Source organism: Wolbachia endosymbiont of Trichogramma kaykai (assembly GCF_045765165.1).
GTDB lineage: Bacteria > Pseudomonadota > Alphaproteobacteria > Rickettsiales > Anaplasmataceae > Wolbachia.
On record NZ_JBJJXK010000004.1, the window covers coordinates 32,177 to 55,422 of the forward strand.

Consider the following 23,246-nt stretch of genomic DNA (forward strand, 5'->3'; position numbering starts at 1 on the left):
ATTATATAAAACTTTTTTATATAAGCAAGTTATTTGTGTTAATTTCTATGCCTTCAATCCAACTTAAGTGAGATATTTTATAAATAGCTTGGGGGGTGATTGAATATGCACCTGGCAACAAGATGCTGACTTTATGTCTTTTGAGAAGAAACTTTAGCATTATTTTGGTTTTGCCTCCATTTTTCAACACTGCATTCAACTCCTCAGCAACTTTTTGCGAGTCTTCACATACAGCAGTTAAAACTAATCCTTTCATTAGAGAAGTAACCTTTTCTGTAAATTCAGATATGTCCTTCCCTGATAGTCTAGTTGTGTTTTCTGAAATTTCAAGATCAATTATCACAAATGCTCCAGGTGAAAATAGATTCCTTTTTTCTTCTATTATTTCATTATTATAGAATGCTATTTCAGAAATATTGTGGGGATCAGAAAGTGTTAGGATAACAAATCTTCCACGTTCTGAGGTTCTCATACGCACATTTAATATTACACCAGCAGTTTTTATCGTTTTACTCTCTCCGATAAACCCAATATTTAATTTTTTCAAGAGAGTTCTCCACTTTTCAAGTGGATGATTAGTTAAGTAAAATCCCAATGAAAATAACTCATGCTCTAATTTTTCCTCTTCATTAAAATCTTCCACGTTCTCAAGTTTTGGCTTCAGAACATCAAGATTACCAAATAAAGCAGCTTGATTTGACTGCCTATTTTTATTTGCAAAGTAAATCAATGTGTCTATTGACTCGTATAACTGCTTTCTATTTTTGTGCACACTATCGAATGTTCCAGATTTAATTAAACTTTCTAATGCCCTTTTATTTATTATATGCCCCAAATTTTGAATGAATTCCCATATGTCCTTATAAGAACTTGAGCGTGCATTTACTATTCCTTCTGCTATAGCAAAACCAACATTACGCAAAGCAGCAATTCCGTAGCGTATGTGCTCACCCTCTATTGAAAATTCAGCCTTAGATTTTCTGATATCAGGCGAAAGAACAGCAACTCCACTGAATTTTGCAGCATGATAAAACAAATTCAGTTTGTCTCTATCATCAATGTTGAGATTCATCAAGGCCGTAAAAAATTCTAGCGGGTAGTTAGCCTTAAGGTAAGCTGTTTGGTAAGATATAATCGCATATGCTGCAGCGTGGGATTTATTAAATCCATAACCAGCAAATTTTGCAACAAGATCAAAAATATAACTTGCCCTGTCGTAATCAACACCGTTTTTTGTTGCTCCTTGAACAAAAAGTTCACGTTGTTTATCCATCTCTTCCTTAATTTTCTTACCCATGGCACGTCTGAGTAAATCCGCCTCTGCTAAGCTATATCCAGAGAGAATACGCGCTATTTCCATTACCTGTTCCTGGTAGATTATTACTCCGAATGTTTCTTTTAACACCTCCTCAAGCAATGGATGAATGTAATCTGGCTTTTCAAGTCCATGCTTTCTTGCAACATAAGTTGGAATGTTATCCATAGGCCCTGGGCGATAAAGAGAAATTAAAGCGATGATATCTTCAATGCAGTCTGGCTTTAGTTTGATTAAAGCTTCTCTCATTCCCGAACTTTCAAGCTGAAACACTCCGATTGAATCACCTCTTGAGAGCATTTCATAGGTTCTTTGATCAATCAAAGAAACCGAGGAAATATCAAATTTTTTTTCATCACGATTAATTAAACGACATACATGATCTATTAGTGTTAGCGTACCAAGTCCAAGAAAATCAAATTTTATTAACCCAGCTTTCTCTACATATTTCATGCTGTATTGAGTGATTGGCAGAGCCGAATTTGGATCATAATAGACGGGAACAAAATTTTCTAATTTTTGATCGCATATTACAATTCCAGCAGCATGAGTTGAAACGTGACGATATATTCCTTCGAGCTTTAGTGATATATCAAGAAGCTTTGCAATTACCTCATCACTATCTCGTTCTTTCTGTAGGTTTTGATCAAGCTCTATCGCTTGCGATAAAGTTACAGGATTTACTGGATTAAATGGAACCATTTTAGATATTTTATCCACTTGAGAGTAAGGCATTTGCAATACTCTACCAACATCACGTAATACTGCCCTTGCTTGCAATTTTCCAAAAGTGATTATTTGAGCAACATAACCGTACTTTTTCTGAACATAATCAATAACCAGGTCCCTTTTCTCTTGGCAGAAATCGATATCAAAGTCAGGCATCGATACACGATCAGGATTTAAAAATCTTTCAAAGATCAGACCAAATTTTATTGGATCAAGATCTGTAATTTGTAAGCTCCAAGCAACAATCGACCCAGCACCAGAACCTCTTCCCGGTCCAACTGGAATGCCATTTGCTTTGCTCCAACGAATAAAATCAGAAACTATCAAAAAGTAGCCAGCGTAGTTCATCGAAGTTATTACGCTTAGTTCATAATTCAGCCGATCGTAGTATTGTTTAAGGTCTATGTCCGTTTCATTTGCAATACGCAGCTTCAACCCTGAAACTGCCTGTTCCCTCAGTTCTTCATTCTCAGTTTTATTTTCTCGACAAGGAAATTTAGGCAAGATAGGCTGCCTGCTTCTTGGCATGTAAGAGCACCGCTTAGCTATCACTAAAGTGTTATAAATTGCTTCGGGAATGTCGCTGAACAGTTCCTCCATTTCTTCCACAGATTTGAAGTAATGCTCGGTAGTTAACTTCTTTCTGTTATTCTCCAGGGCATAACTGCCCTCCGATATGCACGTTAATATATCATAAGCTTCATAATCAGATCTATTTGAAAAAAACACATCATTAGTTGCAATGAGTGGTATATTGAACTGATAAGCAAAATCTATTAAAGCTTCTTCAAGCTCTAGCTCCTTATTCAGCCCATGACGCTGCAATTCAACATATAAATGACCATCGAATGCTGAGAGCAGTCTTTTTATCGTTTCTTTATCTTGCTTCAATAACAGTTGAGCTAATATGCCGTCATATCCACCAGTTAAGGCAATTATGCCTGAACTTAAATTTAATAGCTCATCAAAATCAACGTAAGGAATATCGCTACTATTTTTGCGCTTTTTAAAAGACTCACTCACCAAAGTGACTAAATTAGTGTACCCTTGTTCATTTTTTGCAAGTAGCAGTATTGATAAATTTTGTTCTAAGTGTCGAACGATAATATTACATCCTATTATTAGCTGTATTCCCCTATTAGCTGCATATTCTGCAAATTCAAGTGAGCCAAATAAGTTACCTGAGTCAGTAACTGCAACTGCCGGCATTTTGTTCTGCAAACAAAGACCAATCAGCTCATCAATTTTAACCGAACTCTCAAGCAGAGAATAAACGCTATGAACACGCAAGTGTATGAACATAAAAAAAGTTTAGATTAGCAATAAAAGGATAACATTAATTTGCTTGTAAGGATATGAAAAGGTCTAACACTGAAATAACACAAAGAGGATATTTGAATCTAATTTACTATTCACAATCCCGGTTATTAGCTTATTTGAGTTGACTTTTCATCATAATTATGTAATAATTAAATATACTATTTAATATTGAAGGTAGAACTATGACAAAAAATATAAGTCACTGAGAAAAGTACTGGAAACAATTAACGATAAGAAAGATAATGTAATTGAGAAAATAAAAACAGAACTAAAGGAACAGGATCAAGGTCTATATAAAGAGTGGGAGGCAAATAAATCTGATGTAAATTATGTGTTTAATTCTCCCCCTCATGGATGAAATTTATGTTATTAGCGATAGCTGCTGAGTATGGTTACGCAAATATAGTAAAGATTTTACTAGAAAAAGAAGCACGTGTTCATGAGAAAGGTTAACGCGATATGACTCCTTTACATTTAGCTGCTTGTAATCGTGACGAAAGTGTAGTAGGGGTTTTACTAGAAAAAGGAGAAAATGTTAATGAGAAAGGTTGGTATGATATGACTCCTTTGCATTTCGCTGCTTGTAATGGTCACGAAAAGACAATAGAGGCTTTAATCCAAGCAGGAGCAAATGTTAACGCAATAGATGAATATGGAAAGACTATGTTGGATCGTGCTAACGAATATATTAAAAAGTGTTCTGAAGGTTATGCTAAGAGTCAAAACGTAGTAAAAGCTCTGTTAGAGGCAAGAGGAGGATCTTTTGTGAAAGCATGTAATAAATCAATGATTGCCGGTGGAGTAACTGTATTATTAGGCACTGCTATAGCAGTGGCACTTTTTACAACTGGAACAATTGCAGCTCAGTTGATACCTATAGTTATAGCAGTGGTTGCAGTTACAGTAGCAGCACTGGTAGTTGGTTGTGGTACATATGAATTGTTAAAGCCTAGTACTAAAGTTGATGGAGCAGAAAAACCAATTGTCAACTTAACAAATGAACAACAGGGAGTTACTGGCATTTCTTCATAGTGGAACGCGTTGCGCACATCTGTACAGAGTTGAAGATGTCATGCAAGTAGCTGACACTGGAATCTATATAAAGGCAATCTAGTTCACTCATTTAAAGTGAAGTTTTCTGGATCCCAGTGCCTAGACACTGGGATGACACTGAAGGGGTTACTCGAACGACAAGAATAAGGAGTACTGGGATGACAAGAAAGCACTGATTTCATATGCATCTGACAAAAAAGATGATGTCATGCAAGTAGCTGACACTGGGATGGCTTTGTTGCATCACTCTTCGGATAATAGGTAACGTGGAATAAATTCATGAAGCTATCTCAAATTTAGCCATGCCTATATCAGTAAATTTGTTAAGCAAATAACACTTGAGTAGCAGTTCTCTCTCACGATTAACCTCAGATTTGTTTCTAAAACTAAACCCAAATGTTTGCTTCAGTCGCGAGAAAAAACTTTCTATATAAGATCTCTTCCCATAATTTATCTCTTTTTTCCACCTCTTCATACCATCTTCATCATATGACTTTATGAGCTTGATTGTAGAATTTCTCTCATCCATATAATCCAACTTTGGATGCTCTATTGCATTATTTTGCGGAGGAATCCTTCTCTTTATGTCAAGCTCATCGCACAGTTTGTATAACTTCTTTCGATTATATGCCCTGTCTACATATAGTGTGCTTATATTATATTTAACATCAATCCTTGCAATAAGATCACATGCTCCATAGTGGTCAGAATAAACTCAGCCACTGTATTTTGCTGCTATAACTTTTTTGCTACCTATCTTAGCATTGCATGCAGTTTTCTTGTTTGCTCATAGCGTCGATACTTTCTATCTGTACCATTTGCCTTGCTATGACCTGGAATATTATTGTAGATCAGTACTATCTATGGCAATCTCAATATCTTCTGTATTATTTTTATCATGTCTTCGATCACTAATTTTGATGTTAAGTTTTTCAAGCCTTCTTGAGGACTGGGAATATCTAATAACTTGCAAGTTTTTCCTTACTTGCTCAAGGTAACCTGCTATAAATCCCGCTGTTTGTCTCAGACCTATTCTAAATAAATAAGTTATTATGTGAACCAGAATCACGACCTTATCGCTATAAATATAGTTGCCACCAGCCATTTTTGGACCTTTTTCGTACTAATTTTCTATGGCATCATTAACGTAATAAAAAATATTTCCCCTCTCTTGGAGAAATTTATTATATTCATGGCAGTTACTGACTCTCATTTTTTGTGGCATATTTTTCTTTAGTAGGTTAAATCCTTGTCTTATAGTGAATTTTGTCAGTAGCTGCCAGTTCTTTTTATTTGACCTATGCAACAAAGCCCACTGGCATCCGGTTTTTTTTTGTGCAATTCCGTCAAAAAAAAGCGCTTTCGTGTTTACCAACTTAGTTGGATTCCAGTGTCAAGCACTGGAATGACACCAAAGAGGCTAGTCGGATGACAACGAAGGTGCTGGAATGAAAGGAGTGTTAGATAAAGCTACTTGTATAACTGTTGCACATCCATAAACTCCTTCTCGTCTTGAACGCTAATGGTAGCGTGAGTGTTGAAAGGTAAAGGGTCATTTATATGTCCATGGCCTACTCCTTTCATTGTAAATACTGGAAAGTTGACACTTTTTGCAAACCTTTCTTTTACAATTTCGACAAGATTATCATTATAACAGTTAACAAAGTCACCGAATATTACTGCATCTACTCCATCAAAAATATGAGCTTGTTTTAGGTGATCTAAACTGCGTTCAATTGAATATGGATAAACTCTTATATCTTCTAAAAATAGAATTTTGTTTTTTGCGTTTATTTGCCAAGCAGTTCCTATGCTATTTTCAACCAAAGTCATATTACCACCGATGATTTTAGATTCTAGTCTGCCATTTTCTAGTCTAACTCCATTATTTATCATCTTTAAGTTGTCAAATCTGATAGAGTTGCATTGCTTAAGAATTAACTCTTTCAATTTCTCAACAGAACTTTCAGCAACGGAGTTATTTACTATCATTTCTAACATGGTGCCGTGGAGAGTTTGCCAATCATATTTAACTTGTAGATAAATATGTAAAGCAGTGATATCACTATAGCCTATAAGAATTTTTTTGTTTTGAGCAATTCTTTCTTTTTTATCATTGGGCAGCTTTTCTAGGTAAGTAATTAGCCGAGAAGCCCCTTCTCCTCCTCTGATACACCAAATTATTTTGCTATCATCAGTGAGCGCATTAACCAAATCATTCGCTCTAAACTCATCAGAGTTAGAATAAAATGGGTTGTCATTACTGTATATTTTCTCCGAAATATGGGAATTAAAACCCAAAGTTTTTACGTATTCTCTTATAGTAGGCAGATCTGATTCTTTTCCTTTCGAAGAAGGAGCAATAATATCAACTTGATTGATTGTGTGTGCAGGATTAGTGAGTAAAAGGCATAGAAAATAAAGAATAAAGGAGTACATTAAAATATCTTATGAAACTCTTGCTTTAATATATCATCTAATTCGCAAAGAGAAACTTTTACTCCTAGTTTTTCCATTGATGTAACGCCGTAATCTTTTAGTCCACAAGGAATAATACCCTCATAGTGGGAAAGGTTTGGAGAGACATTAAGTGCTATGCCATGATAAGTTATCCATTTTCTCAAGCGAATGCCAAAAGCTGCTATTTTTTCTTCTACTCCGTTGTTGTTCACCCAAATGCCTATTCTATCTTCCTTAAATTCCCCAAATATATTAAAGTGTTTTAAAACATTTATGATCCAATTACTTAGGTCTCTGATATATAGTTTTATGTCACATTTGTTTCTTTTTTTAAGATTTAGCATTAAATATATAATGCGCTGCCCTGGTCCGTGATATGTATATTTACCACCCCTACCTGTTTTATATATAGGAAATAATTTTTCAATAATGTCATCATCTGTTGCACCGATTCCTGCAGTATAAAGTGGAGGGTGATGGAGTAGCCATACTAACTCATCAGATAAATTATTGTGAATTTGTTGAATTTTTGCTTCCATGAATTTCACAGAACGGCTATAATCAACAAGTTGGTTAGATATTAGCCATTCTGTCATATTCAACTTCTTTTATTTAGTTTTATAATGTCTACTTGCTTTTTAAGCAAGTTTAGGTTGTTAGTGAGCTTTTAAAGCGTTCCATATAAAGCTATATAAGTCCTTGTAACAAAAAAGGGAAGCTATCGCCTAATGATGAAGAATTTGACATATATTGCTAGATATGATAACATCATTAATAAATATTTAACATTTATATTTTTAGCTAGGGAGTAATTATACCAAATATAAGTACAGAGTTTAAACAAAAAACTCAACTTCTTGAAAAACATTCCATGATAGAGCACTCCAGCCTATGAGCGAGTTCAAGAAAGCAGGAGAGAAAGAAGTAGGATGCAGTTCAGGGTTTCAAATAGAGCACGAGTATAGCGACAATGAAGGTGATAAGGCAGCTTTCATGATCAATTCTGTTCTAAATCACATGCTTATAAAAGAGGAAGAACAATCTAAGTTAGCACAATTCAAAGAATCTTTTTACAAAGGATCAAGAAAAGTTGCAAAATTGTAAAATCCTTATTTGCCAAATTTTGTGATGAACAATAGTCTTGATTTATTATGGCAGCAAGTAGAAAGCGATATATGTTATGATGACCTTAATATTGCTGATTTTATCAGGGAATATGTTGCTGGTGATTTATATAAGCTGTTTTTATATGACAGAGCTCCAATGATTTAATTGGTAACAAACAACGATTTACCAAGGGAAAGATTTGCTAATAGTAATGGTCAATTTAAAGAGCGCATTGAGCAAGAGAAAAATCAAGGGCAACTTCATTTGAGGTCAAAGTTTTTGGACAAATTTACAACATTAATGGATCTGAAAGAAAAAGGGAAAAACCACCAAGATGCAAAAGGTTTTGAGAAAATACTGGCTGCTCAAATACTACTTGGAGAAGCTGATATTGTGAACCCAGAAAATTTTGGTGTAATAGAAAAGGAGTATGAAAATGCAAAGGGTAAGAAAGTAAAAGAAAAACTCTGGGCAAAAATTGATCATGGTAGATCATTTTATTTGATCTTTAGTGGCACCAAAAGTTATTTACAAAACTTTTTGTGCCTTTCTGACCATATTGAGAAGCTATGGCATAAAAATAGATCTAGAAAAGCGATCAATAGATAGGAAGGCAAGCACTTTAAATCATGTATTGAATCCTAACATGCAATTTAACCTTGGGTATATTGATGGATCCATATTAAATGTTAGGAATTTTAAGTACATGAAAGGAGAATTAAAAGGCCAGAAGATGAAGAAGGTAGGTTTTTCTTTTTCTCTTTCAATTCTTGATAACGATTCTCCAAATACTAGTTTTAGTGATTACTTTAAGCAAAACTTAGAAACCCAGGTTAAAATGGCAAGAAATCTTACTGGTCCATTGAAAGATCTTGCTGGACCATGGAAAAATTTCGATAGAATTAAAAAAGATTTATAGTTACGTAATCAAACCTTCATTCTGTCTATTTGTTCCAACGTTAATAGCAGCTATATTTACAAGTGGAACCTTAGGCATAGCTTTTACTGTAGCTGCAATGATTACAGGAATGTGTATGCTTGTTGGAATAGTGACAAACATTTGTCTTAATGTTTATGCAATGAGTAGCTGCAATAGCAAAATTAACGATCCAAAAGTTGAGGGATTTCAACGAGAGCTTCAGCTTTGATAACAGCTTTTCTGGTTTCTTTAACGATGGTGTAGTTGAAGTAGTCCATGTTTATCATCCGAGTAGCTGACACTGGGATCTAGCTTTTCATACAATCTAGTCAAAGGTATTCGTTCTGGTATAAAACAGCTATGTTCACCAGTTAAGTGGGCTATCTACAATTAAATTCTTGGATCCCAGTGTCAAGCACTGGGATGACATCATTCTTCTAACACTAGAGGTATTTTATGTATCAAGAACAAGAAAATTCAGTAGGTAATTCTTGATTTATTCTTCCTCATATAGAATTGTCATCGAGACGCAAAGCAAATATTAATGCAGCAGATCGTAATGGTGAAACTCCTTTACATTACGCTGCTAAAAGAAATCGCTTAGAGCAAGTGAAATTATTGCTTAAAAAAGGAGCAGATATTAATATATCAAGTAATTCTTGTGTTACTGTTTTACATTTATCTTTTCTCAAAGACTATAGGAAGATAACACGTTTATTTCTTGGAGAGACAGAGAGTCCAAGCACAAGCTGCAGCGACGCAAACATTGAGAAGGTACAAACAATCAATCAGTTTTATCCTTGGTGAGAGTAGAACATCTTTTACTAAGGTCTAACTTAAAGACAGATGGTCCCTTAAATCCTACATCTAAATGAGTTAACTATTTTTCTTGCTAACTAAGGTGTTGTAAATTTGGTCTACATCAAAACTCATCTTAGGGCACCAAATAGGGCCATCTAAGTGTGCCTCGATATAAAGAGGACTATTATGATTTGGTAGTATGAAAAAGAGTCTGAATATAGAAGTTAAGGATAAATTAGATAAGATTAAATTAGAAGAGATAGAACCTGATGCTTGATCAGTACTAAACTGTGAACTAGTTGAACATACACCACTGTTAATACTTACTTTTCCATTAATATTTTCAAAAAGCGTACTGCCATTATATATATCAACGTAAGCAAGCTTGGAAATTTCAGGTTTATTCTTACTACTTAACAACTTAGTGATGAATGAATTAAAATCCACATTTGTAAACTCTATTTTCTGTGCTTGAAAGTTTACATTTCCTGATAAGTTACTAGCCCAATCATCAAAGCTTGTTCCTTGAGTTTTGATTTCACCACTTAAGCTTATCTTGCCATTTATGTTATTAACTCCTATAACTTCCTTGGTGTCCAAATTTGCAATAGAAAATTTTGTGTGAATTGAGCCTGCTTTTAGATAACCCTGAAAAAACATTTGTCCATGTTCTAGTATGTAACTTATCTGTTTGATGGTGATAGTGTTGTTTCTTATCACTGTATCCAAGCTGAAATCTTTTAAGACGTTTTGCCCAATTTTAAATTCTGTAGTTTTGATTTGCACGTTTGCATCAAAATCTCCTTTCTCATCTAAAAAATTAAGCTGCTTTGTTGACCATTGAATTTGATTTATTTCATTTCTTGAGTTTCTTTTTACCTCTAATAGTTTTGGTAATTTAAAGATATTTCCATTAAATTTATTACCTGTAAGGTTTACGTCTAATAAAGGCTTAGTGTATTTTTGATCCACTAATATTTTTACACTACCGGTAATGTCGAAATCTTCTCCGAATAACTTTATTTTATCTGCAAATAGCTTGTTCTCTTGTATTTTTAATGAAAAATCCAAATCTTCAATTTTTGTACCATTGAATATAGAATCTTTAACACTAGTTCTTATGTTTACATCATATTTAAGATTTTTCAGCCACTGCACTTTGCTGAATAATAAATAATCATATTTATCTATATTAATGTTATGTATGCTAAATTTGCTATCGATCATATTGTGTTTTTTTGTGTGATTTACCTTAATTGATCCTTGCCAAGATTCTTTGTTATTTAGCAATCTGATATCTGAAAGAGATAATATTCTAGGTGCTAAGTGTAGTTTAGAACTTGCTGTAAATTGACTTTTCTCTCTTTCTTGCATCTTGATAGAAGGTAAAATATGTGAAATGAACGACTCACCTTTTATCAATATATCACCATTAAATTCAGACAAGTTGCCATTGTTTGAAACTCTTCCTGATAAGCGAGATATATTATTGCTTCCAGGAAATTGAAGAAGAGTATCAACGTTTATTTCGCCATTAGCAAATTTTAGCGTAGCATGAAATTTGTCCAATATCCTGTTTTGATATTGAATACTTGAAGCTTCCATATTAAAATCCAAGCTCAGGTTCTTTGGTACAACCTCTCTAAAAGATTCTAAAAGACCCTTCATATCTGTTGTTTTGTGTGAGCCGTTTTTTAGGTCGACTTTACTAAAACTAATATTTATATTAGTATGATCACTTTTTCTATCATTTTGTATTATACCAGTGCCTTGCATGCTTTTGGACTCAATTTTTAAATCAGTTGCCGTAAACTCGCTTTCATTGAGATTGATATTGGATGATATCTCAATATTTTCGCTGGGAATAACATAAGAAAGGAAGCTAAGATTAATGATTTTTACCAAGTCGCTCATATAATCAGAATTATTATTAATCGTCAATACTAAATTGCCCTTGAGCTCTTCTTGATTTCTATTACCTTCAAATAGCAAATTTGCAAAATTTGAATCAACACTAATGTGTACATTATTTTTTGTGACATTAACCTTTCCAGAAAAATCGTAATTGTTGTCACCAACCTGTACTTCACCAAAAAACTTCTTATTTTTTTTTATAGCAAATTCCTTGATGTTAATAGTATCGGCGTTAAAACTTATTTGGCTGTCCTTTATTAATATATCAACTATATTATCATTGGCTTTCGTATTTATAATACTAAGTAAATTTTCTTTGTTGCTTTTCATGCCCAAAAATGAGATTGACTTTGGTTGCAATGAAAATGAAAACAACGATAATAGCGATGGCCTTATTTCAATTTTTTTTGCACTAATTAAATCTGATAATTTTTGTTCCTTGTTTTTATTATATTGTACATATACATCGTGAATAGTAAGTTTTGGAGTAATGAGCGAAACTTCAATTTTTCCTCCAACATGCACTTTAGCATCATACGTCTTCTCCAACTCTTTTACGATATATTCTCCGTAGCCACTCCAATCCTTAAAAGTTGCAGCAACGTGCATGAGAATTAATAGCAACGAGATTGATAATATGGCGTATAAAGAAAGTTTCATAATAGACCTCTCATTCCAGCATCCCTTCTCTTCTTGTCATCCCAGTGTCAAGCACTGGGATCCAGGAAATTTGATTAGACATTAAGTTAATTAGCAAAAAAGTAGCTATTCTTATGTTAAAACACAGCATTTTTACATGAGAAGCTGGTCTGATGAGCACTGGGTTCCCAGTGGAAATTGCTCTCAAACCACAGCACTCATACAGTTGTGTGTGTGACACTGTGATCCAGTGTGACTTAAATAAGGTTTTCCAGATTATATAATTAATAAAATTTCTGAATCCCAGTGCTTGACACTGGGATGACAGGAATAGGTGCTGGGATGAAAGGAGTGGATATTGGAATAGTAGCTGAAATGACATATAGCAATACAAAGGGTGTAATTTATACATATTTCAAATTATTCAAATTTCCTCTAAAAATTAGGTAAAGAGTGCTAGAATAAATAATAACACTCAAAGCTATTAAAGTTACTAAATAAACAATACGAGCTAGCCCTCTATCGAAAAACAACCCTGCCGATAAGTAATTAGAGAGATAAAGAACTATTGACATAACCAATGTTGCAGTGAGAATTTTTACAATATTTAGTAATAATGCTTGGCTAATCTTATACATCTTATTTATTGTTAAATAATGAATCAATAAAATAGAATTTATCCAAGTGGAAATGGAAGTAGCAATAGCAATTCCTATATGTTGGTATTTGTTCATTAATATGAGATTTAGTATTACATTAATTGCAAGGCACGTTAATGAGAACATAGTTGGTATTTTTAGCTTTCCCCTAGCAAAGAATGTGGGTAGCAATACTTTATTTATAATAAATGCGGGTAAAGAAAGAGAAAATGCTACTAATGTAGGAACAGTTTGCTGCACTGCATAATAATCAAATCGGCCGTAAGAAAAAAGCGTAAGTAAAATTATGTCAGGAATAATGATAAAAGCAGCAATTATTGGCATAATTAATATTAACCCTATATTAAGGGCCTTGTTCTGTATTTTGACTATATTCTCAGTATCATTTATTCGTTTTGAAATCAGAGGAAGAAGTACTGTACCAATTGCAGTGCCAATTACTCCTTGTGGTAGTTGATTTAGTCTATCGGCATAATATATATAAGAAACTGCATTTGGTATAAAACTCGCCATGATTGTGTCAATCCATACACTTATTTGTATTACACAGTTGTTGATAATTGCAGGTATCACACGTTTAAAAAATAATTTTACTTCGTTACTTAATTCTAAACTAAAAGAAAAGAAAGCCTTTAATTTGTATGCACTAAATATTATTAAAAGTAGCTGCAAAATCCCTCCAATCAGGACGGCTATAGAAAGGTTATGAGCCGGTGTTTCAATGTAAGGTAAAAACAAACTGATGATTAAACAGAGGTTCAAAATGATTGGTGAAATAGCTGTTGAAGCAAAATGCTGTTTTACTTGCAACATTCCACCAATAAGTGATGCGATTGACACGAAGATTATGTAGGGCATCATAATTTTCGACAAAGTTACAGCAAAGGTAAATTTATTTTGGTCAAACCCAGGAGTGAAGATTTTGATCATGTAGGGGAAGAAGGTTTGTGTGATAAGGCAAAAAATTACTAGAATAATAAACGTAATGGATATTACACTACTTGCGAAATTAAATGCCTTTTTATTATCATATGACTCTGCAGAGTATAATGGTATGAATGAGGTAGTAAATGCCCCCTCTGCAAAAAACGATCGAAATAAATTAGCAAAGCGAAACGAGGAGAAGAATATATCTGCAAGAGAGGTTGCACCAATAACCGTAGCAATCAATACATCTCTTATTAGCCCTGAGATTCTTGAAATAGCTGTAAAAAAACTAAATGTGAAAATACTTTTAAACATATCACGGTGTCAATACGATTGAGTATAATGATAAAAGCATGAATGAAAATATTTAAAACCCTCTGCAAAAGGAGGTAGCTTAAATAATCAATTGACTATTTGTGTTCGTATGTTAAAAATTTTATATCTTGGCGGGCGTAGCTCAGTTGGTAGAGCGTCAGTTTGTGGTACTGAATGTCGCCAGTTCAATCCTGGTCGCTCGCCCCACTCAAAATTTCTACTTTACATAAATATAAACACTAGATATTTTGCACGTCCGTTAGCATTCCTTGTTGCTCTAGTATTTAGATGGCGGAGGGAAAGTTTGCAATTTAGAGTAAAAATGATGCCTGTTAATTAGTGAGAGGGATTGTATGTATATTTGTTTGTTAGCTTATAGTATAGTGTCAGCACTAGTAGTATTAGCTTGTTGGTTAAGTTTTGACACTTCATCACCTTTAGCCATAGGTGCATTGCTGGTTCTATGGCTCTAGTATTGATTGCGATTTTGCACGTAGGATGTTTGCCATATAGGTTTTTCAAAAGAGATCATATTGAGGAAGGTCATGGAAAAATAGCAATTTTTTTTGGGTATGGCTATACCTATAAGTACTATGATTGGGGCAGTGCTTAATGCAAGTGTGATTGCTGTTCTTCCTAATCCAATAGTAACCAGTGATTATCTTAGTAAGTGCAATCACAGGGCTAATAGCAACAATTATGGGGTTTTATGTAGCCACATCTTTAGTGCATTGTGTAGATGGATCAGCAATTACATTTGCAGCAAGTGCAACTTCGATTACAGATTCTAAATATGTTGGAATATCTCAGGAAGAAGAAGTGGATGAGTGTATTACCTCTCCTACAGTTAAAAAAGTTTCTTCTGCAAAAGAGACGATGATTTGAGCTAAGTTAGTGTGTAACACTGGAATCTGTAAAATTTGACATCAATCACTGATAGTTGGAATATTATAGAGTAGTAATTACTCAAGAAGATGCATAAGTACGACGTAGTGGTAGTAGGTGGCGGTCATGCCGGGTGTGAAGCAGCTACAGCTGCAGCACGCCTTGGTGCAAGCACGCTACTTATAACTCACAAAATTTCAACTATAGGAGAAATGTCTTGTAATCCAGCAATTGGAGGAGTTGCAAAGGGTGTTGTAGTTAGGGAAGTGGATGCCCTTGATGGAATAATGGGAAGAGCTATCGACCGAGCAAGCATACACTCGGTCGTTTTAAATGGCAGCAGAGGCGCAGCGGTATGGGGCCCACGTGCACAGGCAGACCGAAAATTATACAAAAAAGCAATACAGGAAATTATCCTAAATTATAACAACTTGACAGTAAAAGAAGAGTCAGTTGACGATTTTCTTATCGAAAGTGATAGCAATGGAGAATCTTATATAAAAGCTGTAATAACAGACTCAGGTGAACGTACACTGACAAGCAGAGTTGTTTTGACTACAGGGACTTTTTTACGTGGTGTGATTCATATAGGAGAGCAAACAACTCCTTCTGGAAGAATGGGAGATAAACCTTCAATAGAGCTTGCAAACACGCTAAAGAAGTATGATTTTAAACTCGGCAGATTACGTACCGGAACTCCACCGAGGCTTGATCGTGGCACTATAAACTGGTCGGTATTACAAGAACAAGTGGGTGACAATCCACCTACACCATTTTCTTATCTTACAGAGAAAATTAACCATCCTCAGGTTTCATGTTTTATTACTCATACTAATGAACATACACACAGAGTAATTCGAGAGAATCTTCACAGATCAGCTTCTTCATATTTAGATAGCGTTATTGCACCAAGATACTGTCCATCAATTGAAACTAAAGTTAAAAAATTTGCAGAAAAAAATAATCACCAAATATTTCTAGAACCAGAAGGGATTGATGATAACACTATATATCCAAATGGAATTTCAAATTCATTGCCCATCGAAGTGCAGTATGAAATGATAAAGAGTATAAAAGGGCTTGAAAATGCAGAAATATTAAGACCTGGATATGCAATTGAATACGATTATATCGATCCACGAGAGCTATTTCATACTCTCGAAACTAAGAAAGTTAAAGGACTATATTTTGCTGGTCAAATTAATGGTACCACTGGATATGAAGAAGCAGCCGGGCAGGGAATTATTGCCGGAATCAATGCAGCACTCTCTTTATCTCAAAAAAGTTTCGTTCTTCATCGTGCAGACTCATATGTCGGTGTAATGATAGATGACTTGGTCACTAAGGGAATTGCTGAGCCTTACAGATTATTCACCTCGCGTGCAGAATATAGACTGGCAATCAGGTCAGATAATGCAGATAGAAGATTGACACAAAAAGGTTATGACATCTCTCTTGTGTTGCATGAGAGATACTCTGTTTTGCAGGGTAAACTTAAATCCATTAAGCAACTTGAGGAGAAATTAGAGAGCCTAACAATTACTCCTGAGCAGCTCAGGTCCTATGGCATTAAAATATCTTATGATGGAATAAGAAAAACAGCATTAGATTTGCTCGGTTATCCAAATATCGACTGGAATAAATTACGAGAAATATGGCCAGAGTTAAACATGGATTCCAGCGTCATGTGCTGGAATAATACTATAACTGATAGCATAGCCAAGAATGAAATATATGAAGCAGTTGCAATTGAAGCAAAATACAAGCCTTATTTAGTAAGACAAGAAGCAGATATGAAGTTTCTACAAGAGGAAGTTAATACTCAAATTCCAACTAATTTCAACTACTCACAGATTAAAGGCTTGTCAACTGAAGTGATAGAGAAGTTGCAATCAATAAAACCATCAACAATTGGCATTGCAAAGCAAATACAGGGCATCACTCCAGCAGCAATAGTTAGCATATTGGTGTACCTTAGGAATAAGAAAATAAAAATAGCTGCTAATTCTGCGTAAGGTATTCCATGTCAAAAATCGAAGAATTTCGCTCGTTTATGCACGAAATAAATGTTGATGCATTTATGTTGCATACTAAAGACGAGTATTTAAATGAATATTCAAAAGAGTTAGCAGAGTTATGTGGCTTCACGGGAACAAATGGGCTACTTATCGTTACAAAGAGTAATAAGTGCCCATTTTTTACAGATGGACGCTATATCACACAAGCTCGCATTCAGCTCGATCAGGGCAGTTTTCGAGTATATAATATACAAGAAGAGGATCCACACAAATGGGTAAAAGCAAACTTAACATTGACTACCTCACTTGGTTACCATCCGCAATATTTTACTATGAAGGACATAAGAAAATATGAAGGCATTTGTAAACTAGTACCATACTTAATTAAAAAAGATAGTAGTCATAAAGTACAAACAATAGTCTCACATGTATCTGGTGAGGGTAGTAAGGATAAATGTGAAAGAGTAGCTAAAAACATAGAGGCTGAAGCAGTTCTTCTGACTGATCCAAATTCAATTTCGTGGTTATTAAATTTAAGAAATGAAAGTGCGGAATATACTCCTTGTATATTGGGTCGTGCTATATTGTATAAAAATGCCAATGTTGATTTATTTATTCAAGATAAAAAACATTCAACTATAGAAGCAAATTTTGATAACCATATAAATGTTTTTGATATTAGTGAGCTAGAAAATTCACTACATAAGTTAAATTTGGTGGTGATAGATCCAAGCACGACTCCAATGAGCATTATGAATGCAATAGATTCCTTGTATAACCATTATTTAAATGAAAAATCAGCTTCGGTGTCATTCCAGTGCTTGACCAGAAATAAAAAAGCATTGATCCCAGTGTCAAGCACTGAGATGACAATAAGTAATGAAAGAGGTCTAATAGAAAATAAGCAGATAATTGAGAAGGAGGATCCTTGTTTGATTCACAAAGCAGTAAAAAATAAAACTGAAATAACTGGAGCTATAAGTGCCCACATCAAAGATGGAGTAGCAGTTACAAATTTTCTATATTGGCTTGAAAACAATATTGATAGTGAAATTACTGAGCTTGAAGTTGAAGAAAAAGTTTTAGAATACAGAAAAGAGCAGAATTTGTTTAAGCAATCGAGTTTTCCAACAATTTCAGCATTCAACGAGAATGGAGCAATCATTCATTATCGTGCAAGCAATAAGACAAATAAAGCTATTAAAAAAGATGGACTATATTTGATCGATTCTGGTGGTCAGTACCTTGATGGTACAACCGATATTACAAGAACTATAGCAGTTGGCAACCCAACTAATGAGCAACGGGCTCATTACACAATAGTACTAAAAGCTCACATTTCGATAGCAAGTGCAGTCTTTCTCCCTGGTACCACTGGTGGGGAATTGGACATATTAGCGCGTATACATTTATGGAAATTTGGAATAGATTACATGCACGGTACAGGACATGGAGTAGGAAGTTACCTTTCGGTACACGAAGGACCGCAAGCAATATCAAGAGGAAATAAAGTGGAGCTCATTCCAGGCATGATACTTTCTAACGAGCCTGGTTATTATATTCCAGGAAAGTATGGAATAAGAATTGAGAATCTGATGTATATTGAAAAACGAGAAAACGTCTTTTTAAGCTTTAAACAATTGACCTCTGTTCCTTATGATAAAAAGCTAATAGATATACAAATGCTTACTGGAGATGAAGTTAAATGGATAAATAGCTATCACCAATTTGTTTATAAAAATATAGAAAATGGCATAAAAGATAAGGAATGGTTAAGGAGAGTATGTGAACCTTTAAAATAGTTAATTTGTCATTTAATCAAGTATTAATATAGTTGTTCTTGTATTGTTTTTAATTAAAAACAATATATAATACTGGTTTCAAATAGGTGTAATTATGACAGATAAAGTGCAAGATGATGAATTTATGAGGCAGTACATGGATACTTGCAAAGAGCAAATAGAAAAATTGGCAAGCGACCCTAATTTGCTTCAACAGACCTTAAGGCCATTCATGCAAATGTCTCAGCAACTTATGGCTGGAGGTATGCTAGAAGGAAATATGCCTAGCATGATACCTGATGTGGATGGTATGGATATCAACAAGATGATTGCTCAGATGAAGGAAATGTGTGATTACATAAAGAGTAATCACAAAGAGCTCATGAGAAAAGATGTTTCACAAATTCAAGAGCTTGATGATTCCAGCAGAAGATTGAGAGGCTTGGTCAAGAAATTGATAGAGAAAGTTGAAGCTAAGTAGTTTTTATTACAAGTAGTATTCAAAGAGCTATGGCAGTAGTGAGGTTGCTCTCATTCCAATTTTGAGTAAAAGGCATAAGTATTGAAAGAAAAACTCTACAAAATGCCTTCATTCCTTGATAGGGATTAAGATGGTTTCGAAGTTTATTCAGGGGGCTAGTAAATGGTATATAATTTTAACAATAAAGCGATGCTTGATGCTTTGTTAGAATATTGTGGTATAAATAGAGAAATTGAAGAAAGTGACAAATCTAATACTGTAAAAAATTTATTGAGTTGTTTCACAAAGGGGAATCTTAATTATTTCACACATGTAGCTTCTTGGCTAAAAATCTTGTACCAAAATTAGAAGGTGATACTCAAGAATTGAGAAAACCTTCTACGTTACAAGCATTATCAATTGCACGAATAGTTAGAAGTTGTACTGAGCTACTTTCTAAATTATTTTCATCTGCCAAAATGGTGATTTAGAGGCAGTGAAATACCTGGTAGAAAGAGCAGAAGTAGATGTTAGTACAAGAAGTAATGGTAGACGCTTTGAAGAAACAACTGCTCTAATATCAGCTATATATAAGGCTCATTGGGATGTAGTAAAGTATCTAGTAAAAGAAGGAGATACAGATGTTAATACGCAAGATAGAAAAGGAAACGCTCCTCTAATGCTGGCTGCTCAGAGAAGTGATTTAGGTATAGTAAAGTGCCTGGTAGAAGCAAAAGCAGATGCTAACACAAAAAACTACTATAGAGCAACTGTCCTAACACGTACTACTCAAGATGCAAGAAAGTACTTGAAAAATCATGTACGGAAAATTAATGAAATAGAACTTCGGAAGGAGCGTGTCTGCATTAGCGTTTGTGGTACAGTAGGTTTTATTACGGGTTTTGCGGTAGCATATAATACACAAGCAGCTATTGCAACGTGTGCAACATCAGCTATTACTGGTTTATTGTTGGGTACAGTAGTTGGTTATTTAGCTATAAAAGTAGAAAGAGAAAAACGTGAAGATCAAGATATGGCTATAGTTACTGCACTTAAAATATCCTTACTATTCAATGGAGTACCTCGCTGACAGTATGCTAAGGACGAGAAGCTCGGATTTAAATAACAATAAGAAAGTATTTGAAAAGATATAGCTCTTTTGAGATACTGCTTTGTTTTGAAATAGGATTTTTATCTTTAAAATAGTATTTACCTTTTTGGGTGATATGGAAATTCTTGAATTTTATAGAATTTTGTCTAATATTGATGCATCAGTCAGTTTTACAAAAAAACATAAACACAAAAGAGATGATTAAACTACAAAGCCAAGAAATTTGCCCAAATGAAAATAAGAAAAATTTGATTATTTTTTTTCATGGTTGGGGCTCAAGTGGTGATAATTTCATGCATCTTGCTAAAGTTATGAGCAAGTTTTTGCCTGATTCATATTTAGTAGTTCCCAATGCTCCATTTGAAAGAGAAATAGGTGATGGTTATCAGTGGTTTAGTTTAGAGGATCGTAGTGAGGAAGCACTATATAATGGGGTGAAAAATGCTGCATCAATTGTAAATTATTTTATTGGTACAAAATTAAAGGAGCTTAATTTAAAAGATACTCAGCTTTCTTTAGTTGGATTTTCTCAAGGGGCAATGCTTGCAATGCATGTAGCTCTTACCCGGCTTCAGTCTTGTGCATCGGTTGTTGCATATTCTGGTAGGTTTCTTTCACCTTCAAAAATTGCACCGGAGATCAAATCAAAACCCAGCATATGTGTTATTCATGGTGACGCTGATGATGTGGTACCTTTTTCTTCCCTTGATTTAGCGGTTAAAGCTCTAAAAGAAAATGGAGTAAACGCTCAAGGATACCCAATTCATGGATTAGGCCATATTATTAATGAAGAAGGAATAAGGTTAGGGGTTGAGTTTATCAAGAAGAATTTTGGAAATTAATTCCATGCACTTGTTTTGCTTTGGTTACGGATATGTAGCTAAATTTCTATCGAAAAAATTGCTAAACTTAGGCTGGAAAGTTAACGGTACATCAAGAAATAAAGATATACAACTTTTTGATTATGAAAAGGTTGATCAAGATCTGCTTAAAAGCGTAACGCATGTTTTAGTTTCTATTCCTCCAGACGGCGATGATGTTATGGAGAGATACGGTCATTGTCTGGAGAATATTAAATGGCTTGGTTATCTGTCTGCAACTAATGTTTATGGTGACCACTGTGGTAATTGGGTGAATGAGGAATCTGAAACAAAGCCTATAGAAATTAGAGGAGAAAAGCGCCTTGAGTCTGAAAAGAAGTGGCTAAGTAGCAAATTGCCTGTACATATTTTTCGTTTGGCTGGGATATATGGTCCTGGTAGAAATGCGCTAATTGACCTGCAGCTTGGCAAAGCAAGAAATGTGAAAAAAAAATTTTCTCGTGTTCATGTTGAAGATATATCGAATATTTTATTTTCTTCCATGCAAAATATAAAGCCTTATGAGATATACAATTGTGCAGATGATTTACCTGCTACGCAATCTGAAGTGGTTACGTATGCAGCCGAGCTTCTCAATATTAGCCCTCCAGAGCCAGTTGAGATTTCTTCCGTGCCAAATTACGCACGGGGTTTTTATTTAGGGTCAAAAAAAGTAAGCAATACTAAAATTAAAAAAGATCTTGGTGTCTCTCTAGTTTATCCTGATTACAAGGTGGGTTTAAAGAATTTGTATATATTAGAATAGAGAAAATAGATTGCCAGGTGCAAAATCTTGAATGTTCCTTGTTTTGATGTAGCACCACTAGGCATACTATTATATAGAGGTAAATATGTTCAGCACTCAATCGCTCCCGGTTGAAAATATTCTATTACATCAAGCCTCTTATAACGGTAACATAAATGAAGTTAGGTTATTACTTAATGTAAAAACTGATATCAATATCAAGGATAAAAAAGGATTTACAGCCTTGCATTTTGCTGTTTATTCAGGACATTTGGACGTAGTAAAGTTACTAATCAGTAAAGAAGCTAATATTCATGCAAGAACTACTAAAGGTAGTATAGTTTTACACTTTGCTGTTGTAGCTAAAAGCAAAGCTATAGTAGAGGAGTTAATTAAAGCGGGAGATGATCCCAATATAAAAGACTGTACTGATGGTAAGACACCTTTACATATTGCTGCTCAAAATGGGTTTGTAGAAGTTGTAAAGGTGTTACTTGATACTCATAATTAGCACAAAAAATGCTGATGTTAACATAGTAGAAAAAATAATGTCACACCTTTGTATCTAACTGCTCAGAATGGGCATGCATCAGTAGTTAAGTTGCTTCTTGATAACGGTGCTAAAGTCAATGGCTGTGATATCAGTATGAATCCTTTATGTGTAGCTATTAATAATGGCCATGACGAGGTAGCTCAATTATTACTTAGTGTATGAGGGGTGAATGTCAATATTGGCAATCAGCTTGGCAATACACCTCTACATATAGCAGCTATGAAAGGTAATGAAAAAATGGCAAGATTACTGCTAGAAAAAGGTGCTGATCCTGATATTAAAACCTTTTAGGAGATACTTCCTTACAAGCTGCTGAATACGTAAGAAACATTAGCTGGCATGATAATCCTCCAAATGTACAAGGAGGATTCTTCGTGTTAGTTGGCTCGAATGGAATATATTCATTTCAGCAATTTTATGAGCAAAAAAAAATTATGGAGCTTTTGGTACAACATATAAAGGACAGCGGACCTAGCTCATCAGTAGATGAAATTGACGTATCTGTTCAGCAGAGTAGCAAAATAAGATAGATGAGAAAACTAGTTTGTGACATTGGCATCCAGTTAAATTTACATGGATTCCAGTGTCACGCACTGGAATGACATCTTCAATGTTCTGTACAGCTGTGCATTACGCACTGGGATGATATTATGAGAACTGAGATACAAAAAAAAA

Annotated in this window: 21 protein-coding genes, 1 tRNA gene and 2 pseudogenes; 16 read left to right on the forward strand and 8 right to left on the reverse strand. The window is 34.4% G+C overall.

Annotation, left to right across the window (positions count from 1 at the left end; translation table 11 throughout):
* Positions 1 to 16: 16 nt before the first annotated feature.
* Positions 17 to 3,346: a DNA polymerase III subunit alpha gene (gene dnaE, locus wTKK_RS04190; protein ID WP_407512297.1), complete on the reverse strand. Its 3,330-nt coding sequence runs from the start codon at positions 3,344 to 3,346 to the stop codon at positions 17 to 19.
* 477 nt (positions 3,347 to 3,823) lie between these two features.
* On the opposite strand from dnaE, the gene wTKK_RS04195 reads away from it, so the two are divergent.
* A complete protein-coding gene (locus wTKK_RS04195; RefSeq protein WP_407512298.1) occupies positions 3,824 to 4,396 on the forward strand; it encodes an ankyrin repeat domain-containing protein in 573 nt (190 codons plus the stop codon).
* A 298-nt stretch (positions 4,397 to 4,694) separates the two neighbouring features.
* Here wTKK_RS04195 and wTKK_RS06275 read toward each other — a convergent pair.
* The 3 genes and pseudogenes from wTKK_RS06275 to lipB all read right to left on the reverse strand — a co-directional run bounded on the left by wTKK_RS06275 (position 4,695) and on the right by lipB (position 7,473).
* Positions 4,695 to 5,642: pseudogene (locus tag wTKK_RS06275) on the reverse strand (IS5 family transposase).
* Between the two features lie 245 nt (positions 5,643 to 5,887).
* Positions 5,888 to 6,856 (reverse strand): LD-carboxypeptidase, encoded by a 969-nt coding sequence (locus tag wTKK_RS04220; protein WP_407512302.1) that lies wholly within the window; start codon positions 6,854 to 6,856, stop codon positions 5,888 to 5,890.
* Positions 6,856 to 7,473, reverse strand: coding sequence for a lipoyl(octanoyl) transferase LipB (gene lipB, locus wTKK_RS04225; protein ID WP_407512303.1), 618 nt, complete (start codon positions 7,471 to 7,473; stop codon positions 6,856 to 6,858). The genes wTKK_RS04220 and lipB overlap by 1 nt, the downstream gene beginning before the upstream one ends.
* A gap of 295 nt (positions 7,474 to 7,768) precedes the next feature.
* Here lipB and wTKK_RS04230 point away from each other — a divergent pair, with 295 nt between their 5' ends.
* From wTKK_RS04230 to wTKK_RS04245, 4 genes are read left to right on the forward strand one after another with little or no spacing between them, the layout of a single operon-like run.
* On the forward strand, positions 7,769 to 7,981 hold the full coding sequence (locus tag wTKK_RS04230) for a hypothetical protein (protein ID WP_407512304.1): 213 nt from the start codon (positions 7,769 to 7,771) through the stop codon (positions 7,979 to 7,981).
* A 24-nt stretch (positions 7,982 to 8,005) separates the two neighbouring features.
* Positions 8,006 to 8,149 (forward strand): hypothetical protein, encoded by a 144-nt coding sequence (locus wTKK_RS04235; RefSeq protein WP_407512305.1) that lies wholly within the window; start codon positions 8,006 to 8,008, stop codon positions 8,147 to 8,149.
* Positions 8,150 to 8,593 (forward strand): hypothetical protein, encoded by a 444-nt coding sequence (locus wTKK_RS04240; RefSeq protein WP_407512306.1) that lies wholly within the window; start codon positions 8,150 to 8,152, stop codon positions 8,591 to 8,593.
* 37 nt (positions 8,594 to 8,630) lie between these two features.
* Entirely contained in the window at positions 8,631 to 8,903 is a 273-nt protein-coding gene (locus wTKK_RS04245) for a hypothetical protein (protein WP_407512307.1), read from the forward strand.
* Here wTKK_RS04245 and wTKK_RS04250 read toward each other — a convergent pair whose 3' ends face one another.
* The gene (locus tag wTKK_RS04250) at positions 8,904 to 9,044 is read right to left on the reverse strand and encodes a hypothetical protein (RefSeq protein ID WP_407512309.1); all 141 of its coding nucleotides are present in this window, start codon (positions 9,042 to 9,044) and stop codon (positions 8,904 to 8,906) included.
* A gap of 375 nt (positions 9,045 to 9,419) precedes the next feature.
* Here wTKK_RS04250 and wTKK_RS04255 point away from each other — a divergent pair, with 375 nt between their 5' ends.
* On the forward strand, positions 9,420 to 9,710 hold the full coding sequence (locus wTKK_RS04255) for an ankyrin repeat domain-containing protein (RefSeq protein ID WP_407512310.1): 291 nt from the start codon (positions 9,420 to 9,422) through the stop codon (positions 9,708 to 9,710).
* A gap of 69 nt (positions 9,711 to 9,779) precedes the next feature.
* On the opposite strand, the gene wTKK_RS04260 is transcribed toward wTKK_RS04255, so the two are convergent.
* The 3 genes from wTKK_RS04260 to murJ form a co-directional block, all read right to left on the reverse strand.
* On the reverse strand, positions 9,780 to 12,278 hold the full coding sequence (locus wTKK_RS04260; RefSeq protein ID WP_407512312.1) for an AsmA family protein: 2,499 nt from the start codon (positions 12,276 to 12,278) through the stop codon (positions 9,780 to 9,782).
* 10 nt (positions 12,279 to 12,288) lie between these two features.
* Complete coding sequence (locus wTKK_RS04265; protein ID WP_407512314.1) at positions 12,289 to 12,498, reverse strand: hypothetical protein; 210 nt, start codon at positions 12,496 to 12,498, stop codon at positions 12,289 to 12,291.
* A gap of 163 nt (positions 12,499 to 12,661) precedes the next feature.
* Positions 12,662 to 14,158, reverse strand: a complete 1,497-nt coding sequence (murJ, locus tag wTKK_RS04270) for a murein biosynthesis integral membrane protein MurJ (RefSeq protein ID WP_407512315.1) — start codon at positions 14,156 to 14,158, stop codon at positions 12,662 to 12,664.
* Positions 14,159 to 14,289: 131 nt separating this feature from the next.
* Here murJ and wTKK_RS04275 point away from each other — a divergent pair.
* The 10 genes and pseudogenes from wTKK_RS04275 to wTKK_RS04320 all read left to right on the forward strand — a co-directional run bounded on the left by wTKK_RS04275 (position 14,290) and on the right by wTKK_RS04320 (position 23,101).
* Positions 14,290 to 14,365: transfer RNA gene (locus wTKK_RS04275), tRNA-His, on the forward strand.
* A gap of 447 nt (positions 14,366 to 14,812) precedes the next feature.
* Complete coding sequence (locus tag wTKK_RS04280) at positions 14,813 to 15,043, forward strand: hypothetical protein (protein ID WP_407512316.1); 231 nt, start codon at positions 14,813 to 14,815, stop codon at positions 15,041 to 15,043.
* Between the two features lie 89 nt (positions 15,044 to 15,132).
* Positions 15,133 to 17,058: a tRNA uridine-5-carboxymethylaminomethyl(34) synthesis enzyme MnmG gene (gene mnmG, locus wTKK_RS04285; RefSeq protein ID WP_407512318.1), complete on the forward strand. Its 1,926-nt coding sequence runs from the start codon at positions 15,133 to 15,135 to the stop codon at positions 17,056 to 17,058.
* Between the two features lie 8 nt (positions 17,059 to 17,066).
* Positions 17,067 to 18,863 carry a M24 family metallopeptidase gene (locus tag wTKK_RS04290; RefSeq protein ID WP_407512319.1) on the forward strand — a complete coding sequence of 599 codons (1,797 nt, stop codon included), beginning with the start codon at positions 17,067 to 17,069 and terminating at the stop codon, positions 18,861 to 18,863.
* Positions 18,864 to 18,957: 94 nt separating this feature from the next.
* The gene (locus tag wTKK_RS04295; protein ID WP_407512320.1) at positions 18,958 to 19,323 is read left to right on the forward strand and encodes a hypothetical protein; all 366 of its coding nucleotides are present in this window, start codon (positions 18,958 to 18,960) and stop codon (positions 19,321 to 19,323) included.
* Positions 19,324 to 19,771: 448 nt separating this feature from the next.
* Positions 19,772 to 20,392, forward strand: coding sequence for an ankyrin repeat domain-containing protein (locus wTKK_RS04300; RefSeq protein WP_407512781.1), 621 nt, complete (start codon positions 19,772 to 19,774; stop codon positions 20,390 to 20,392).
* A gap of 218 nt (positions 20,393 to 20,610) precedes the next feature.
* Positions 20,611 to 21,255 (forward strand): alpha/beta hydrolase, encoded by a 645-nt coding sequence (locus wTKK_RS04305; RefSeq protein WP_407512321.1) that lies wholly within the window; start codon positions 20,611 to 20,613, stop codon positions 21,253 to 21,255.
* A gap of 4 nt (positions 21,256 to 21,259) precedes the next feature.
* Complete coding sequence (locus wTKK_RS04310; RefSeq protein ID WP_407512323.1) at positions 21,260 to 22,039, forward strand: SDR family oxidoreductase; 780 nt, start codon at positions 21,260 to 21,262, stop codon at positions 22,037 to 22,039.
* Positions 22,040 to 22,124: 85 nt separating this feature from the next.
* A pseudogene (locus wTKK_RS04315) lies at positions 22,125 to 22,862 on the forward strand (ankyrin repeat domain-containing protein).
* Between the two features lie 83 nt (positions 22,863 to 22,945).
* Positions 22,946 to 23,101: a hypothetical protein gene (locus tag wTKK_RS04320; RefSeq protein ID WP_407512324.1), complete on the forward strand. Its 156-nt coding sequence runs from the start codon at positions 22,946 to 22,948 to the stop codon at positions 23,099 to 23,101.
* The last annotated feature ends 145 nt before the right edge of the window (positions 23,102 to 23,246 follow it).

What these genes read in the sequence shown, in the direction of transcription:
- dnaE (WP_407512297.1), bottom strand. Translation starts at nt 3,346, where the DNA reads ATGTTCATACACTTGCGTGTTCATAGCGTTTATTCTCTGCTTGAGAGT.
- wTKK_RS04250 (WP_407512309.1), bottom strand. Translation starts at nt 9,044, where the DNA reads ATGTTTGTCACTATTCCAACAAGCATACACATTCCTGTAATCATTGCA.
- wTKK_RS04305 (WP_407512321.1), top strand. Translation starts at nt 20,611, where the DNA reads ATGATTAAACTACAAAGCCAAGAAATTTGCCCAAATGAAAATAAGAAA.
- wTKK_RS04230 (WP_407512304.1), top strand. Translation starts at nt 7,769, where the DNA reads ATGAGCGAGTTCAAGAAAGCAGGAGAGAAAGAAGTAGGATGCAGTTCA.
- wTKK_RS04220 (WP_407512302.1), bottom strand. Translation starts at nt 6,856, where the DNA reads ATGTACTCCTTTATTCTTTATTTTCTATGCCTTTTACTCACTAATCCT.
- wTKK_RS04260 (WP_407512312.1), bottom strand. Translation starts at nt 12,278, where the DNA reads ATGAAACTTTCTTTATACGCCATATTATCAATCTCGTTGCTATTAATT.
- wTKK_RS04235 (WP_407512305.1), top strand. Translation starts at nt 8,006, where the DNA reads ATGAACAATAGTCTTGATTTATTATGGCAGCAAGTAGAAAGCGATATA.
- lipB (WP_407512303.1), bottom strand. Translation starts at nt 7,473, where the DNA reads ATGACAGAATGGCTAATATCTAACCAACTTGTTGATTATAGCCGTTCT.
- wTKK_RS04295 (WP_407512320.1), top strand. Translation starts at nt 18,958, where the DNA reads ATGACAGATAAAGTGCAAGATGATGAATTTATGAGGCAGTACATGGAT.
- wTKK_RS04310 (WP_407512323.1), top strand. Translation starts at nt 21,260, where the DNA reads ATGCACTTGTTTTGCTTTGGTTACGGATATGTAGCTAAATTTCTATCG.
- wTKK_RS04245 (WP_407512307.1), top strand. Translation starts at nt 8,631, where the DNA reads ATGCAATTTAACCTTGGGTATATTGATGGATCCATATTAAATGTTAGG.
- murJ (WP_407512315.1), bottom strand. Translation starts at nt 14,158, where the DNA reads ATGTTTAAAAGTATTTTCACATTTAGTTTTTTTACAGCTATTTCAAGA.
- mnmG (WP_407512318.1), top strand. Translation starts at nt 15,133, where the DNA reads ATGCATAAGTACGACGTAGTGGTAGTAGGTGGCGGTCATGCCGGGTGT.
- wTKK_RS04290 (WP_407512319.1), top strand. Translation starts at nt 17,067, where the DNA reads ATGTCAAAAATCGAAGAATTTCGCTCGTTTATGCACGAAATAAATGTT.
- wTKK_RS04195 (WP_407512298.1), top strand. Translation starts at nt 3,824, where the DNA reads ATGACTCCTTTACATTTAGCTGCTTGTAATCGTGACGAAAGTGTAGTA.